At 70.7% G+C, this 15,630-nt stretch carries 13 protein-coding genes and 1 pseudogene; 10 read left to right on the forward strand and 4 right to left on the reverse strand.

The window, feature by feature from the left end; all coding sequences use genetic code 11:
- The 10 genes and pseudogenes from Q0309_RS07865 to Q0309_RS07910 form a co-directional block, all read left to right on the forward strand.
- Nucleotides 1-246 (forward strand): annotated as a pseudogene (locus tag Q0309_RS07865) (low molecular weight phosphatase family protein); the annotation flags it as partial.
- 116 nt (nt 247-362) lie between these two features.
- Nucleotides 363-713 carry a nucleotidyltransferase family protein gene (locus tag Q0309_RS07870; protein WP_299439250.1) on the forward strand — a complete coding sequence of 117 codons (351 nt, stop codon included), beginning with the start codon at nt 363-365 and terminating at the stop codon, nt 711-713.
- Complete coding sequence (locus tag Q0309_RS07875; protein ID WP_299439252.1) at nt 710-1,201, forward strand: hypothetical protein; 492 nt, start codon at nt 710-712, stop codon at nt 1,199-1,201. Before Q0309_RS07870 ends, Q0309_RS07875 begins: the two co-directional genes overlap by 4 nt.
- A gap of 55 nt (nt 1,202-1,256) precedes the next feature.
- A complete protein-coding gene (locus Q0309_RS07880; RefSeq protein ID WP_299439254.1) occupies nt 1,257-3,593 on the forward strand; it encodes a xanthine dehydrogenase family protein molybdopterin-binding subunit in 2,337 nt (778 codons plus the stop codon).
- The gene (cysQ, locus tag Q0309_RS07885; protein WP_299439256.1) at nt 3,590-4,399 is read left to right on the forward strand and encodes a 3'(2'),5'-bisphosphate nucleotidase CysQ; all 810 of its coding nucleotides are present in this window, start codon (nt 3,590-3,592) and stop codon (nt 4,397-4,399) included. Before Q0309_RS07880 ends, cysQ begins: the two co-directional genes overlap by 4 nt.
- Nucleotides 4,380-5,168 (forward strand): trypsin-like serine protease, encoded by a 789-nt coding sequence (locus Q0309_RS07890; protein WP_299439258.1) that lies wholly within the window; start codon nt 4,380-4,382, stop codon nt 5,166-5,168. The genes cysQ and Q0309_RS07890 overlap by 20 nt, the downstream gene beginning before the upstream one ends.
- A 60-nt stretch (nt 5,169-5,228) precedes the next feature.
- On the forward strand, nt 5,229-6,455 hold the full coding sequence (trpB, locus tag Q0309_RS07895) for a tryptophan synthase subunit beta (protein WP_299439260.1): 1,227 nt from the start codon (nt 5,229-5,231) through the stop codon (nt 6,453-6,455).
- The gene (gene trpA / locus Q0309_RS07900; RefSeq protein WP_299439262.1) at nt 6,455-7,267 is read left to right on the forward strand and encodes a tryptophan synthase subunit alpha; all 813 of its coding nucleotides are present in this window, start codon (nt 6,455-6,457) and stop codon (nt 7,265-7,267) included. The genes trpB and trpA overlap by 1 nt, the downstream gene beginning before the upstream one ends.
- Before the next feature lie 33 nt (nt 7,268-7,300).
- Nucleotides 7,301-8,380: an acetyl-CoA carboxylase, carboxyltransferase subunit beta gene (gene accD, locus Q0309_RS07905; protein ID WP_299439264.1), complete on the forward strand. Its 1,080-nt coding sequence runs from the start codon at nt 7,301-7,303 to the stop codon at nt 8,378-8,380.
- An 11-nt stretch (nt 8,381-8,391) separates the two neighbouring features.
- Complete coding sequence (locus Q0309_RS07910; protein ID WP_299439266.1) at nt 8,392-9,690, forward strand: folylpolyglutamate synthase/dihydrofolate synthase family protein; 1,299 nt, start codon at nt 8,392-8,394, stop codon at nt 9,688-9,690.
- Between the two features lie 164 nt (nt 9,691-9,854).
- Here the strand turns inward: Q0309_RS07910 and Q0309_RS07915 are convergent, their stop codons facing one another.
- From Q0309_RS07915 to pheS, 4 genes are all read right to left on the reverse strand, one after another.
- Nucleotides 9,855-11,192, reverse strand: a complete 1,338-nt coding sequence (locus Q0309_RS07915) for a HAMP domain-containing sensor histidine kinase (RefSeq protein WP_299439268.1) — start codon at nt 11,190-11,192, stop codon at nt 9,855-9,857.
- A gap of 88 nt (nt 11,193-11,280) precedes the next feature.
- On the reverse strand, nt 11,281-11,958 hold the full coding sequence (locus Q0309_RS07920) for a response regulator transcription factor (protein WP_299439270.1): 678 nt from the start codon (nt 11,956-11,958) through the stop codon (nt 11,281-11,283).
- Nucleotides 11,959-12,061: 103 nt separating this feature from the next.
- Nucleotides 12,062-14,470, reverse strand: a complete 2,409-nt coding sequence (gene pheT, locus Q0309_RS07925) for a phenylalanine--tRNA ligase subunit beta (protein WP_299439272.1) — start codon at nt 14,468-14,470, stop codon at nt 12,062-12,064.
- On the reverse strand, nt 14,467-15,543 hold the full coding sequence (pheS, locus tag Q0309_RS07930; protein WP_299439274.1) for a phenylalanine--tRNA ligase subunit alpha: 1,077 nt from the start codon (nt 15,541-15,543) through the stop codon (nt 14,467-14,469). Before pheS ends, pheT begins: the two co-directional genes overlap by 4 nt.
- Nucleotides 15,544-15,630: the final 87 nt, after the last annotated feature.

Raw genomic sequence — 15,630 nt, forward strand, 5'->3', positions numbered from 1 at the left:
CGCGCGTTCGAGGACCTGGAGGACGAGAACTTCGACCTCATCATCTCGCTGTCGCCGGAAGCCCAACACAAGGCGGTGGAGATGACCCGCACCATGGCCTGCGAGGTGGAGTTCTGGCACACCTTCGATCCGTCGCTGATCAAGGGCAACCGCGAGGTGCGCCTGGAGGCCTACCGCGAGGTGCGCGACCAGTTGGACCGCCGCATCGTGGAGCGCTTTCCGCTGCACAGGATCGGGCGTGTGTAGGGCAAGGGATTGGCTCCGACCCGGGATGACCCTTTTCTTGTCCCGCGCCCCTTCACCAGCACGGTGGGCGCGGCTATCCTCCCACGGTCCCGCGACCCGCCGGGAGAAGACGGACCATGGCCTGGAAGACCCTCGACGAGCGCCACCAAGAGGCGCTGGACGCCCTGCGCCGGGCCGCCGACGCCGTGCGCGCCGACTTGGCGGCCTTTGCCGGTGCCCACCCGCAGGGTCGCTTCATCCTCTACGGCTCCGTGGTCCGGGGCACGGCCGCCCCCGACAGCGACCTCGACATCCTGGTCGACTACCCGCCCGACAGCGACCGCGAGGCCTGGACGGCCGCCGAGGACGCCTGCCGCCGCCATGGCCTGCGCGGCGACATCATGCCGGTGGCCTGGACCAAGCCCGCGTTCGTCGCCCGCGTCCTGGAGCGCGGCGCCGAGATCGTCGGGGGAGATGCGCCCCAATGACCAATGGGCGATGGGTCGAGATCGAGGACGACGTCGCGGCCGCCTGTCGGCACCTTGCTCGCGCGGTCGAGATCTTCCGCACCCAGGACCTGACCGGCGCCGACCTGTCCAGCTACACCGCCGCCATGGGGTTCCTGCACGCCATGCAGGCGGGCTATACGGCGCTGGAATCCGCCCTGGCGCGGATTCTCCGGCTCCTCGACGAGGCCCCGCCGAGCGGCCCAGACTGGCACGCCGACCTGTTGAAACGGGCGGCGCGTGCGATCCCGTCCCTGCGCCCGCCGATTCTCTCCCCCGAACTCATAGTCCTGGCCGACGAGGCCCGACGGTTCCGCCATGTGGCCATGAAAAGCTATGACAGCTTCATCCCGGAAAACGCGACCCGAGCCGTCGCCGCCGCCGAGCGCCTCGCCGCCACGCTGCCGGACGAGATCGCCCACTTCCGCCAGACCATCGATCCCGCGCCCCCGCCCCACCAGCCCCCTTGACCCGTGCGGCCGGAGCGGGCTTGGTTGACCCTACCGGAACCAACAGGAGAGCACCATGGGCCGCTTCGGCCAGGGACAGGCCATCCGACGGGTGGAGGATCAACGCTTTCTCACCGGCACCGGCCGCTACACCGATGACATCACCCTGCCCGGCATGGCCTTTGGCGCCGTGGTCCGCTCGCCGCACCCGCACGGCGTTCTGACCGGCATCGACATCGACGCGGCACGGGCCATGCCCGGCGTGCTGGGCGTGTTCACGGCGGCCGACCTGGACTCGGCCGGCCTGGGCGGGCTGCCCGCGACGATCCTGGTCAAGAACCGCGACGGCACCCGCATGACCGCGCCCGATCGCCCCATCCTGGCGCGGGACCGGGTCCGCTTCGTCGGCGAGCCGGTGGCCTTCGTGGTGGCCGAGAGCGCCCTTCAGGCCCGCGACGCGGCCGAGGCGGTGCTCGCCGACATCGACCCGCTGCCCGCCGCGCCGGATGTTGCCAGCGCCCTGGGCGAGGGCGCGCCGGCGCTGCACCCGGACGACGCGCCCGGCAACATTCTGTTCGACTGGGAGTCGGGCGACCCCGACGCCACCGCCGCGCAATTCGCCAAGGCCGACCGGATCGTGGCGCTCGATCTGGTCAACAGCCGCGTCGCCCCCACACCCATGGAGCCGCGCGGCGCCATCGGCCGGTTCGACACGGCAACCGACAAATACGAGTTGTTGACCGGCAGCCAGGGCTCCCACTCCCTGCGCGACTGGCTGGCCACCTACGTGTTCCAGGTTCCACCGGAGCGCATTCGCGTGGTATCGCCCGATGTCGGCGGCGGCTTCGGGATGCGCCTGTTCCTGATGAACGAGCACGCCCTGGTCCTGTTCGCGGCGAAGGCCCTGGGCCGCCCGGTCAAATGGATCGCCGATCGCTCCGAGGGCTTCGCCAGCGACCTGCACGGCCGCGACCACGTGACACACGCCGAACTGGCGCTCGACGCCGAGGGCCGCTTCCTGGCCATCCGCGCCGATGTGCGCGCCAACATCGGCGCCTACTGCTCGCAGAACGCCGCCTTCATCCCCACGATGGCCGGCGCCGCCATGATCGTCGGCGTCTACGCCTTCGCCGCCGCCAGCTATCGCGCGCGCGGCGTGGTGACCACCACCACACCCGTCGATGCCTACCGGGGCGCCGGCCGACCGGAGGCGGCCTACCTGCTGGAACGCCTGGTGGAGACGGCGGCGCGCGAGACCGGGGTGACGGTCGACGAAATCCGGCGCCGCAATTTCATCGCGCCCGAATCCCTGCCCTACACGACGGCGCTGGGCCGAACGTACGATTCGGGCCACTTCGCCGCCATTCTGGACGAGGGCCTGCGGGTCGCCGACTGGGCCGGCTTCGAGCAGCGCCGGGCGGCCTCCGCCGCCGCCGGCCGGCTGCGTGGCATCGGCCTGAGCACCTATATCGAGGCCTCCGGGGGCGGCGGCGATGAAAGCGCCACCGTCCGGGTGGCGCCGGACGGCGCCATCACCGTGCTGATCGGCAGCCAGTCCACCGGCCAGGGCCATGAGACCGCCTACGGCCAGATGGTGGCCGACGCCCTGGGTGTGCCGCTGGAGAGCATCCGCGTGCGCCAGGGCGACACGGACGAGGTCCCCACCGGCAAGGGCACCGGCGGCTCGCGGTCCATTCCCGTGGGCGGGGCCTCGCTGGCCGCCGCCACCGACGACCTGATCGCGCGGGCCAGGGCCATCGCCGCCGACCTGCTGGAGGCCGACGACCCCGACGCCATCACCCACGACCCGGAGGCCGGGCTGTTCCGCCTGACCGGCAGCAACCGGGTGCTCACGCTGGCCGAGGTCGCCCACGCCGCCAATGACCAGGGCGGCCCGGGCCTGACCGCCACCCACGCTTGGAAACCACCGCAGGCCACCTATCCCAACGGCTGCCATGTGTGCGAGGTGGAGATCGACCCCGACACTGGCGCCGTCCGGCTGGACCGCTACACCATCGTCGATGACATGGGCACGGTGCTGAACCCGCTGCTGTTGGAAGGCCAGATCATCGGTGGCGCCGTGCAGGGCATGGCCCAGGCGCTGATGGAGCAGGTGATCTATGATCCGGAGACGGGGCAACTGCTGACCGGGACGCTCCAGGACTACCAGGTGCCGCGTGTGCGCGACATTCCGGACATCACCTTCCGCACGGTCGAGGACTATCCGTGTCGCACCAACCCGCTGGGGGTGAAGGGGGCGGGTGAAGCCGGCACCATCGGCGCCACGCCGGCCGTGATCAACGCCGTGGTGGACGCGCTGGCCCCGCTCGGCATCCGCCACATCGACATGCCGGCCACGCCGCACCGCGTGTGGCAGGCGATCCAGGCCGCCAAGGGACCGAAACCGCGATGACCGAGACCTTCGACAGTGCCACGCTGGCCCGCCTCGCCGAGGCCCTGATCCCCACCATGCGGGCGGCCGGGGCCGAGGTCATGGCCATCTACGACAGCGATTTCGCGGTCGACACCAAGGACGACAATTCGCCGGTCACCGAGGCCGACAGCCGCGCCGAGGCGGTGATCCTGAAGGCGCTGGAGGCGCTGACGCCCGATGTGCCGGTGGTGGCCGAGGAACGCGTCGCCGCCGGCCACGTGCCCGCCGTGGGCGACGGTCCGTTCTGGCTGGTCGATCCGCTCGACGGCACCAAGGAGTTCATCAAGCGCAACGGCGAATTCACGGTGAACATCGGACTCGTGGCGGATCGTTCGCCCGTCCTGGGGCTGGTGCTGGCCCCGGCGTTGGACGTGCTCTATATCGGCCACGGTCCGGGCACCGCCCAGCGGGCGAGTGGCGGCACGACCGAGGCCATCCGGTGCCGCCGGCCCGACCCAGCCGGGCTGGTGGTGCTGGCCAGCCGCTCGCACGGCGACGGCGGCGCCATGGAGGCGTATCTGGCACGCTACCCGGTCGCCTCGCGCACCAACGCCGGCAGCTCGCTGAAGTTCTGCCGCCTGGCCGAGGGCGCGGCCGACCTCTACCCCCGCCTCGCCCCCACCTGCGAGTGGGACACGGCGGCGGCCCATGCCGTCCTGCTGGCCGCCGGCGGCCACGTGGAGACCGAGTCGGGCGAGCCCCTGGGCTACGCCAAGAACGACCGCTTCCTGAACCCGCACTTCATCGCCCGGGGAGCATGGCGGGATGCCGACCTGGGCCTTTAGCCGGCGCCCGGCGATAGGGGCCATTCTGGCGGCACTCGTCCTGTCCGCGAGCAGCGCCACCCACGCCTATGACCTGCCCGGCATCCAGGGCGCCGACGATCGCCGCCCGGTGATCAGCACCGGCCCCGGCTCTGGCAAGGCCTACCCCTGGCCCTGGCAGGCGATCGGCCGCGTCAACCGCAACACCGGCGGCTTCTGCACCGGCACGCTGATCGCGCCCGACTTGGTGCTGACGGCCGCGCACTGCCTGGAGAACACCCGCGTCGGCCGGCTGCCGCCGGAGAGCCTGCATTTCCTAGCCGGCTACCGCTTCGGCGACTATGACGCCCACGGGCGCGTCGCCGAGATCCTGCGGCCCGACCAGGACGGCCCGCGCGGCGACTTCGCCCTGGTGCGCCTGACGGCGCCGATCGCCGGCATCCCGCCCTTGCGCCTCAGCACCGCCATCGGCACGGGCCGCTCCGCTGGCGTCCACGCGCGGGTGTGGCTGGCGGGCTACAGCCAGGATCGGCCGCACCTTCTGGCCGTGGACAAGAGTTGCATCATGCTGGGCGTGCGCGACGACGCGTTATGGCGGCATGATTGCGACGGCCCCAAGGGCTCGTCCGGCGGCCCCATCCTGGTCAGTGGCGAGGACCCCGACGCGCCCCGGGTCGCCGGCATTTCCATCGGCTTCGCCGACCGCCTCGACATGCCACAGGGCGTGATGGTGCCCGCGCCGGTGATCCGCGCATTCCTGGAGGCGCGGGGACTGGCGCCGCCGAATTAGCGCTAGGCCCACACCGGCCGCCCGCGCTATAACGCGCGCGCGCAACGAGACGGGACACCGATGACCAAGGCACTGAACACATACCGCGCGGGCGCGGACGAACGCGGCCATTTCGGCATCTTCGGCGGACGCTACGTGGCCGAAACCCTGATGCCCCTGATCCTGGAGGTCGAGCGGGCCTACGCCGACGCCAAGGCCGATCCGGCGTTCCAGGCCGAGTTGGACGGCTACCTGAAGCACTACGTCGGCCGGCCGAGCCCGCTCTATTTCGCCCAGCACATGACCGAGCACCTGGGCGGCGCCAGGATCTACTTCAAGCGCGAGGACCTGAACCACACCGGCGCCCACAAGGTGAACTCCTGCATGGGGCAGATCCTGCTGGCGCGGCGCATGGGCAAGACGCGCATCATCGCCGAGACCGGCGCCGGCCAGCACGGCGTCGCCACGGCCACCGTGTGCGCGCTGTTCGGGCTCACGTGCGTGATCTACATGGGCCAGGTGGATATCGAACGCCAGGCGCCGAACGTGTTCCGCATGAAACTGCTGGGCGCCGAGGTCAAGCCGGTCACCAGCGGCTCGGCGACGCTCAAGGACGCCATGAACGACGCCATGCGCGACTGGGTCGCCAACGTCGACGACACCTACTACCTGATCGGCACCGTCGCCGGCCCGCACCCCTACCCCTCCATGGTGCGCGACTTCCAGTGCGTCATCGGCGAGGAGACGCGGGCGCAGATCCTGGAGCAGGAAGGCCGCCTGCCCGACAGCCTGGTGGCCTGCATCGGCGGCGGTTCCAATGCCATGGGGCTGTTCCACCCGTTCCTGGACGAGCCGGACGTGCGCATCGTCGGCGTCGAGGCCGCCGGCGACGGCGTCGAGACAGGCCGCCACGCCGCCTCCATGACCGGCGGACGGCCGGGCGTGCTGCACGGCAACCGGATGTACCTGTTGCAGACCGACGACGGCCAGGTGGTCGAGGCGCATTCCATCTCCGCCGGGCTTGATTACCCGGGTGTGGGTCCCGAACACTGCTGGCTGAAGGACACCGGCCGGGTGGAATACGTGCCCATCACCGACGCCGAGGCAGTGGAGGCCTTCCAGACCGTGACCCGGCTGGAGGGCATCATCCCCGCCCTGGAAAGCGCCCACGCGGTGGCCCAGGCGATCAAGCTGGCCCCCACCCTGCCCCGGGATCACGTGATGGTCGTCAACATGTCCGGACGCGGCGACAAGGACGTCGCCACCGTCGCCAAGGCGCTGGGCTCCGACGTCGGGGAGGCCTTGTGATGCCCAAGGAAACGACCCCCGAGAGTGGCCGCATTCAGGCCCGCTTCGCCGCCCTGCGGGAGCAGGGCCGCGCCGGACTGGTCACCTACATGATGGCCGGCGATCCCGACACGGCGGCCGCCCAGGCGGTGCTGGAGGGACTTCCCGCCGCCGGCGCCGACATCATCGAACTGGGGATGCCGTTCTCCGATCCCATGGCCGACGGCCCGACCATCCAGGCCGCCGCCCAGCGGGCGCTGAAGCAGGGGCAGACCCTCAAGGGCACGCTGGCGATGCTGGCGCGGTTCCGGGAGAAGGACGCGGACACCCCGGTCGTGCTGATGGGCTACTACAACCCCATCCACAGCCATGGGGTGGAGCAGTTCGCCGCCGACGCCGCCGCCGCCGGCGCCGACGGGGCGATCATCGTCGATCTGCCGCCGGAGGAGGCGCCGGAACTGACCGGCCCATTCGCCGCCCACGGTTTGCACCTGATCATGCTGACCGCGCCGACCACGGACGAGAAACGCCTGCCGGCGGTGCTCGATCACGCCGGCGGATTCCTCTATTACGTCTCAATCACCGGCATCACCGGCACCCGCTCGGCCGACGAAACCCAGGTCGCCGAGGCCGTGGCCCGGCTGCGCGCCAAGACCGACCTGCCCATCGCCGTCGGCTTCGGCATCCGCACGCCGGACCAGGCCGCCGCCATCGCCCGCGCCGCCGATGCCGCCGTGGTCGGCTCGGCTTTGGTGGAGCGCATCGCCACGGGGGACGACCCGCTGGGCTTCGTCGCCGCGCTGGCCGAGGGTGTCCGAGGCGCCCGGCCCTAGACCTCGACCAGACCCGCGTTCTCGGGAGTTCGCATGAACTGGCTGTCCGAATACGTCCGCCCCAAGTTCCGCAACCTCGTTGGCAGTCCGCGCGAGGTGCCGGACAACCTGTGGCACAAGTGCCCCGCCTGCGGGCACATGATCTTCCACAAGGAATTGGACAAGGCCCGCCGCGTCTGTGCCCAGTGCGGCCACCACATGCGGATGCCGGTCAAGCACCGCCTGGCCATGCTGTTCGATGACGGCGTCTACGACCGCACGCCGCTGCCGAAGGTGCCGGCCGATCCGCTGAAGTTCCGCGACGTCAAAAGCTATTCCAGCCGCCTGAAGGATGCCCAGGCCAAGACCGGCGAAAGCGACGCGCTGATCGTCGCCAAGGGGCCGATCGAGGGCCGCACGGCCGTGGTCGCGGCCTTCGACTTCGACTTCATGGGCGGATCCATGGGCATGGCCGTGGGCGAGGGCTTCGTCGAGGCGGCCGAACTGGCCGTCAAGGAAAAGGCGCCGCTGATCGCCATTCCGGCCTCCGGCGGGGCGCGGATGCAGGAAGGCATCCTCTCGCTGATGCAGATGGCGCGGGTGACCGTGGCCGTCGACATGGTCAAGGACGCCGGGCTGCCGTACATCGTTGTCCTGACCGACCCCACCACGGGCGGCGTCACCGCCTCGCTGGCCATGCTGGGCGACATCGCCATCGCCGAACCGGGGGCGATCATCGGCTTCGCCGGCGCGCGGGTGATCGAACAGACCATCCACGAAAAGCTGCCGAAGGGGTTCCAGCGGTCGGAATACCTGCTGGAACATGGCATGGTGGACATGGTGGTGACGCGCGCCGCGCTGAAGTCGGCGCTGGCCCGGGTCATGCGGCTGCTGACGGTCCCCACCCTGCCCTACGAGCACGCCAACCTGCCGGCCGTCGCCGAGGGGGACGCCAAGGTCGAGCACCATCGAGAGACGGAACCCACCGGCCCGGTGGACGAGTCCGAGGATCCGCACCCCGACGCCGAGATCCTGCCGCCATCCGACCCACCCAAACGCAAGGGCGGGCGGTCCAAGGGTCCTGACGACACCGCCGCCGCCTCCACGGCGGCCGACCGCGCGCCGGAGTCGTGACGTCACCGCCCATGCCCGACGCCCCTTCCGACCGCGTGCTGGCGCGGCTGATGGCCCTGCACCCCAAGGCCATCGACTTGGTCCTGGACCGCGTGTGGCGCCTGTTGGCGCGCCTGGATCACCCCGAACGCCGCCTGCCGCCGGTCGTGCATGTCGCCGGCACCAACGGCAAGGGCTCCGTGGTGGCCCTGCTGCGGGCCATGCTGGAGGCCGGCGGACAGCGCGTCCATGTCTACACCTCGCCGCACCTGGTGCGTTTCGCCGAGCGCATCCGGCTGGCCGGGCGCCTGATCGACGAGGACCACCTGACCGCGCTGCTGGAAGAGTGCGAGCGGGCCAACGGTCCCGACCCCATCACCTTTTTCGAGATCACCACCTGCGCCGCCCTGCTGGCCTTCGCCCGCGAACCGGCGGACGTCGTCCTGCTGGAGACCGGCCTGGGCGGCCGCCTTGACGCCACCAATGTCGTCGAGCGGCCGGTTCTGACGGCTATTGCGCCGATCGCGCTGGACCATCAGCAGTACCTGGGCGAGACGCTGGCGGAGATCGCGGGAGAAAAGGCCGGGATTCTCAAGCCCGGCGTGCCCTGTGTGGCCGCCGCGCAGATGCCGGACGCCGCCACCGTGCTCGACCAACGGGCGGCGGAGGTGGGCGCGGCGCTCTCGCTCGGCGGGCGCGACTGGACATGGGCGCCGGACGCGGCCGGCCGGTTCGTGACCGACGGTGAGAGCTGGCCGGCGCCGCCGCTGCCGGGCGAGCACCAACGCGCCAACGCCGCGCTGGCGGTGCGCATGGCCCTGGCCCTGCCGGAGGCGCTGCGCCCGGCCCCGGAGGCCATCCGCACCGGGCTGGCGCGCGTCGACTGGCCGGCGCGGCTGCAGCGCCTGCCGACGGGGCCGCTGGTGGACCGGCTGCCGGCCGCCTGGGAGGTCTGGCTGGACGGCGGCCACAACCCGGCCGCCGGCGCGGCCCTGGCGGCGGTGCTGGAGGGGTGGGGCAACAACCCGCTGCACCTGATCGTCGGGATGCTGGACACCAAGGATACCGTGGGCTTCCTCCGTCCCCTTGTGTCCAGGGCCGCCAGCGTCCACACCGTGCCGGTGCCGGGCAGCGCCGCCGGCCTGCCGACGGACGTCCTGGCCGAGCGCGCGCGCATGGCCGGAACCGTCCCCGTGACGGACCACACCGGCGTCGCCGATGCCCTCGACGCCATCGCCGCCTTGCCCGGCCCGCCGGGCCGCGTGCTCATCTGCGGATCGCTCTATCTGGCCGGGGCCGTGCTGGCGGAGAACGGGCCGGTGCCAGCGTGACTCTTGTGTAACCTTGTAGGGTGCGCTCGACGGCCGCGAAGCGGCCGGCAGCGCACCATCGCGCGGGTGTCTGGTGCGCTGCGCCTTCGGCGCGAGCGCACCCTACGGGGTATACCGCGCTGGCCGAGAACGGGCCAGTGCCGGCGTGAGGGGACACGATCCCCCTATTGCGCCGCTTCGGCCTGGGCGGGCGGCGCGGCACGCTCGGGGAAGTGCAGTTCCACCCGCAAGCCCGGATCGTTGTCCTTCAGCTCCAGCCGCGCGGCGTGCAGTTCGGCGACCGCCGACACCAGGCTCAGCCCCAGGCCGGTGCCGGCGGTGTGGCGGCTCTGTTCCAGGCGCACGAAGCGATTCAGCACCGCGCCCCGGAAGTGTTCCGGGATGCCCGGCCCGTCGTCGGCCACCACCAGCCGCACGGTGCCGAGGGCCACGTTGACGAACACCGAGATGTGGCCGCCCTCCGGCGTGTACTTGATGGCGTTGTCCACCAGGTTGGCGGCGGCCTGCGACAGCAGGTGGCGGTCGCCCAGCACCGTCGGCGGATGGTCGGCATAGGGCGGCGTGTACACCAGCGTCTGGCCGCGTTCCTCGGCCACCGGTTCGTACAGCTCGACGGTACAGGCCACCACCTCGGCCAGATCGACCGCCTCGAAGCTCTCCGTGGCGTGGCGCCCCTCGATGCGGGCGATCGACAGCAGCGCATTGAAGGTGTGCAGGATGGCGTCGGTATCCTCCAGCGCCCCTTCCAGCGAGCGTTGGTACTCCGCCAGGTCGGGCTTGCCGACCAGGGTGATCTCCAGCCGCGAGCGCATCCGGTTGAGCGGACTGCGCAGGTCGTGGGCGATGTTGTCGCTGACCTCGCGCATGGCCGAGATCAGCTTCTGCATCCGGTCGAGCATACTGTTGAGGTTGATGGCCAAGCGGTCGAACTCGTCGCCGGCGCCGGACACCGGCACGCGGCCCGACAGGTCGCCCTCCAGGATGGTCTGCGCGGTGCGGTTGACGGCGTCGATGCGCCGCAAAAGGTTGCGGCTCATGACGATGCCGCCGATCACCCCCAGCACCAGCGACGTGGCCAGGGCAAAGGCCAGCGACTGCTCCATGATCTGGGCGAAGCCGGTGCGTTCCGTCATGTCGCGCCCGACCAGCAGGCGCAGGCCGTCCGACAGGTGGACCAGCCGCGCCTGCGCCGGCCAGAGCTGGCCCTGGCGGTCGCCCTCCCCTTCGACCGTGAAGCGCATCCAGCCGTTGCGGTCCGGCGGCACCCCGGGCCACTGGCGCAGATTGCCGACCAGGGGCGCGCCGCCTTCCTGCGGCGCCAGCAGATAGAGGTGGTGATAGCCCTGATAGCCCGACACACGATTATCGATCGCCGCGATCAGGGCGTTGACCCCGCCACGCCGGTAGATGTCGCGCAGGCCGGCCATTTCGGTGTTGATGGCGGTGACCGTCTGCTGGTCGATCAGGGCCGCCGTGGTCCAGTAGACGAGGCCCAGCACCACACCCGACAGCAGCGCGAAAACAACCGCCGAGATCAGCGCCAGCCGGAAAACCGTGGTGCGAAACAGGCGGGCTGTGGGACTGGGGGGGCTAATCGGACTCGCGCAGGCAGTAGCCCGCGCCCCGGATGGTGTGGATCAGGGCGGTGTCGAAGTCCTTGTCGATCTTCTGGCGCAGGCGGCTGACGTGAACGTCGATGACGTTGGTCTGCGGGTCGAAGTGGTAGTCCCACACGTTTTCCAGCAGCATGGTGCGCGTCACCACCTGGCCGGCGTGGCGCATCAGGTATTCCAGCAGGCGGAACTCGCGCGGCTGCAGGGTGATGGTCTTGCCGGCGCGGGTGACGTGGCGGCCGAGCAGGTCCAGTTCCAGGTCGCCGACCTGCATTCGGGTCTGCTGCGTCGGCCCCTCGCCGCGCCGCAGCAGGGCTTCGAGACGCGCCAGCAGTTCCGAGAAGGCGTATGGCTTGGCCAGATAGTCGTCGCCGCCGGCCCGCAGCCCCTGCACCCGCGCGTCCACCTCGCCCAGGGCGGAGAGGATCAGCACCGGTGTTTGTTTCCCGGCCTTGCGCAGGGTCTCGACCACCGCCAGCCCGTCCAGGCGCGGCAACATGCGGTCCAGCACGATGGCGTCATAGGTCTCGTTCGTGGCCATGTAGAGGCCGTCCATACCGTTGTCGGCATGGTCCACCACATAGCCGCTCTCGCGCAGGCCCTTGGCCAGGTAGGCCGCCGCCTCGGCATCGTCTTCGACAACAAGCAGTCTCATGGGGCCGCACTATAGCGCTTTGGCCAGAGGCGGCAAGATGGGCGATAGGTCCCGCACCCGGCGGATTGGCCCGCCTTCGCGGGCCGAATCCTCCATACGAAGGCTACCCCCTCAACTCGCCACCCGTGGCCTTGGTGACGGCGGCGACGATCTTCTGGCCGGCGGCGTCGATCTCGTCGTCGGTGAGAGTGCGTTCGGTTGGTTGCAGGGTGACGCACACCGCCACCGACTTCTTGCCCGCCTCCAGGCGGTCGCCCTGGTAGACGTCGAACACCGAAACGTCGGCGATCAGGGCCTTGTCGGCACCCTTGGCCGCGCGCACCAGGGTTTCCGCCGCCACGCCATCGTCCACCACGAACGCGAAGTCGCGCTCCACCGGCTGGAACGCACTGGCCTTCAGCAGCGGCCGCGCCTTGGTCGGTTTGGCCTTGGGCGCCGGCACGGCGTCCAGGACCACCTCGCAGGCGACCATCGGTCCCTTCACGTCCAGGGTCTTCAGCACGCCCGGATGCACCTCGCCGAACCAAGCGAGCACATTCGGCCCCAGCTTCAGCGCACCCGAGCGGCCCGGGTGGTACCACGCCGGCGCCTCGGCCCCGCACTGGAGGCTGTCCACCGGCGCGCCCGCCGCCGCCAGCGCGGCCAGGGCGTCGGCCTTGGCGTCGAAGGCATCCACGGGGCGCGGCGGCGCGTCCCAGTGGCGCGGCCCGCTCTGGCCGGCGCGCAGGGCGGCGGCGACCATGCGCTGCTCGCCCGGTTCGCCGCCATGGAACTGCGGCCCGACCTCGAACAGCGCCGCGTTGGGCACCCCCCGGTCGGCGTTGCGCTGCGCCGCCGTGGCCAGGTTGGGCAGCATGGACGGCCGCATGGCGTCCAGGTCGCTGCTGATGGGGTTGGCCAGGTCCAGCGCCGGCTGCCCGCCGCCGAACGCCTCGGCATGGGCCTTGGGCAGGAACGACCAGGTGACGCACTCGCTCAGGCCGCGCGCGGCCAGGGCACGGCGCGCCGCCACCCGCCGCACCTGCTCGCCGGTCAGCACCGGCTTCGGCATCGGGTCACGCGGCAACGACACCGTGGGAATGCGGTCGAAGCCGTGGATGCGCGCCACTTCCTCGATCAGATCGTGCTCGGCCGCGATGTCCGGGCGCCACGACGGGCGCAGCACGGTCAGCACGCCCAGGGCGTCCTCGGCCAGGATCTCGCAGCCGAGGTCCTCCAGAATGCGGCGGCAGGCCCGGCTGTCCAGGTCGATGCCGCACAGGGCGCGCACCCGCGCCGGGTCCAGCGAGACCTCGGTGCGCCAGGCCGGCGGCGCCCCGGCGACGACCAGGTGCGAGGGCTCGCCGCCGCACCAGTCCAGGATCAGGCGGGTCGCAACCTCGGCGCCGGCGATGGCGCCTTCCGGATCGACGCCGCGTTCGAACCGGTAGCGGGCGTCGCTGTCGATGCCCAGGCGGCGACCGGTGGCGGCGATGCGCCGGGGGTCGAACAGGGCGCTTTCCAGGACCACGTTGACCGTGGTTTCGGTGCAGCCGGTGTCCAGGCCGCCCATGACGCCGCCGATGGCCTGCGGCCCGGCCTCGTCGCAGATGCCCACGTCCTCGGCCGTGAGAGTGTATTCTTTCTCGTCCAGCGCCAGGATGGTCTCGCCCGGGCGCGCCAGACGCGGGTGGATGTGACCCGTGAGTTTGTCGGCGTCGAACACGTGCAATGGCCGCGCGAATTCGTAGGAAATCAGGTTCGTCACGTCCACCAGGGCCGAGATGGGGCGCAGGCCGATGGCCGTCAGGCGGTCCTTGACCCACTGCGGGCTGTCGCCGTTCTTCACGCCCCGGATATAGCGGCCGACGAACATCGGGCACGCCTCGCGATCGGCGTCGGTATCGTGGATGACGCTGATCGGGCTGTCGAAGGCACCCGGCACCGGCTCGACCGTCAGGGGTTTCAGCGTGCCCAGCCCCGCCGCCGCGAGGTCGCGGGCAATGCCGCGCACGCCCAGGCAGTCCGGACGGTTGGGGGTGATGGCGATGTCGATCATCGGATCGAAGCTCATCACGTCCACAAGGCTGGCGCCCAGGGGCGCGCCTTCGGGAAGCTCGATGATTCCCGAATGGTCATCGCCCAGGCCCAGCTCGCGCGCCGAGCACATCATGCCCTGACTCTCGACGCCGCGGATCTTGCCGGTCTTCAGCACCATCCCGCTTTCGGGGATGGTCGTGCCGGGGCGCGCCAGCACCACCTTGATGCCGGCGCGGGCGTTGGGCGCGCCGCAGATGATTTGTAGGTCGGCCTCGCCCGCCGTGCCCGTGCGCACGGTGCACAGACGCAGCTTGTCGGCGTTGGGGTGCTGTTCGGCGGTGACCACCTCGGCCACGGTGAACGGCGCCAGCACCGTGCGCGGGTCCTCGACCGCCTCGACCTCCAGGCCGATCATGGTCAGGCGCTCGGCGATGGCCTCCAGCGGGGCATCCGTCTCCAGATGCTCCTTGAGCCACGACAGGGTGAACTTCATCGGCCCAGCCCTCCGTGCAGGGTCGGCACATCCAGCGCGGCGAACCCGTAGTGGCGCAGCCAGCGCAGATCGGACTCGAAGAACGTGCGCAGGTCGGGAATGCCGTACTTCAGCATGGCGATGCGCTCCAGACCGACGCCGAAGGCAAAGCCCTGGTAGCGCGCGGGATCAATGCCGCAGGCCTTCAGCACGTTCGGATGCACCATGCCGCAGCCCAGGATCTCCAGCCAGTCGTCGCCGGCGCCGATGCGCAGTTCGCCGCCCTTGCGCGAACAGCGGATGTCCACCTCCGCCGACGGCTCGGTGAAGGGGAAGAACGACGGCCGGAAGCGCATGGGCACGTCGTCCACCTCGAAATAGGCCTCCACGAACTCCTGCAAACAGCCCTTCAGGTGCCCCATGTGCGTCGTCTCGTCGATCACCAGCCCCTCGAACTGGTGAAACATGGGCGTGTGCGTCATGTCGGAGTCACTGCGGTAGGTCCGCCCCGGCGCCAGAATGCGGATCGGCGGCGGCTGGTGGATCATGGTGCGCACCTGCACCGGCGAGGTGTGTGTGCGCAACAGATGGCGCGATCCGTCCGGCCGTTGCGGCAGGAAGAACGTATCGTGCATCTCCCGCGCCGGGTGGTCGGGCGGGAAGTTGAGGGCGGTGAAGTTGTGGAAGTCGTCCTCGATATCCGGTCCCTCGGCCACCGCGAAGCCCATCTGGCCGAAGATGGCCACGACTTCATCCCAGGTCTGGCTGATGGGGTGGATCGAGCCGGCCCGTTCCGGCCGCGCCGACAGTGTCACGTCGATGCGCTCGCGCGCCAGACGGGCGTCCAGTTCGGCCGCCTCCAGTTCGCCCTTGCGCGCCTCAATGGCGGCGGCGATGGCGTCCTTGACGCGGTTCATCTCCTGGCCGGCGGCTTTACGGGTTTCGGGGTCCATCCCGCCCAGGGATTTCATCAGGGCGGTGACGCGCCCTTTCTTGCCCAGGGCGGTCACCCGCACCTCTTCCAGCGCCCCCAGGTCCGGGGCGTCCTCGACGGCGGTGATCAGCTCGGCACGCAGCGTTTCCAGGTCGTCCATGTATCCGTCCATCAGCCGATGGGGTGGAGGCGCGGGCGCGCCAATGGTCGCGGTCGCATAGCACCCACGGACCCCGAAGAAAAGACC

Source organism: uncultured Rhodospira sp., from assembly GCF_937138205.1.
GTDB lineage: Bacteria > Pseudomonadota > Alphaproteobacteria > Rhodospirillales > Rhodospirillaceae > Rhodospira.

What these genes read in the sequence shown, in the direction of transcription:
- cysQ (WP_299439256.1), top strand. Translation starts at nt 3,590, where the DNA reads ATGACCGAGACCTTCGACAGTGCCACGCTGGCCCGCCTCGCCGAGGCC.
- trpB (WP_299439260.1), top strand. Translation starts at nt 5,229, where the DNA reads ATGACCAAGGCACTGAACACATACCGCGCGGGCGCGGACGAACGCGGC.
- Q0309_RS07890 (WP_299439258.1), top strand. Translation starts at nt 4,380, where the DNA reads ATGCCGACCTGGGCCTTTAGCCGGCGCCCGGCGATAGGGGCCATTCTG.
- Q0309_RS07880 (WP_299439254.1), top strand. Translation starts at nt 1,257, where the DNA reads ATGGGCCGCTTCGGCCAGGGACAGGCCATCCGACGGGTGGAGGATCAA.
- pheT (WP_299439272.1), bottom strand. Translation starts at nt 14,470, where the DNA reads ATGAAGTTCACCCTGTCGTGGCTCAAGGAGCATCTGGAGACGGATGCC.
- Q0309_RS07870 (WP_299439250.1), top strand. Translation starts at nt 363, where the DNA reads ATGGCCTGGAAGACCCTCGACGAGCGCCACCAAGAGGCGCTGGACGCC.
- Q0309_RS07910 (WP_299439266.1), top strand. Translation starts at nt 8,392, where the DNA reads ATGCCCGACGCCCCTTCCGACCGCGTGCTGGCGCGGCTGATGGCCCTG.
- Q0309_RS07875 (WP_299439252.1), top strand. Translation starts at nt 710, where the DNA reads ATGACCAATGGGCGATGGGTCGAGATCGAGGACGACGTCGCGGCCGCC.
- accD (WP_299439264.1), top strand. Translation starts at nt 7,301, where the DNA reads ATGAACTGGCTGTCCGAATACGTCCGCCCCAAGTTCCGCAACCTCGTT.
- trpA (WP_299439262.1), top strand. Translation starts at nt 6,455, where the DNA reads ATGCCCAAGGAAACGACCCCCGAGAGTGGCCGCATTCAGGCCCGCTTC.
- Q0309_RS07920 (WP_299439270.1), bottom strand. Translation starts at nt 11,958, where the DNA reads ATGAGACTGCTTGTTGTCGAAGACGATGCCGAGGCGGCGGCCTACCTG.
- pheS (WP_299439274.1), bottom strand. Translation starts at nt 15,543, where the DNA reads ATGGACGACCTGGAAACGCTGCGTGCCGAGCTGATCACCGCCGTCGAG.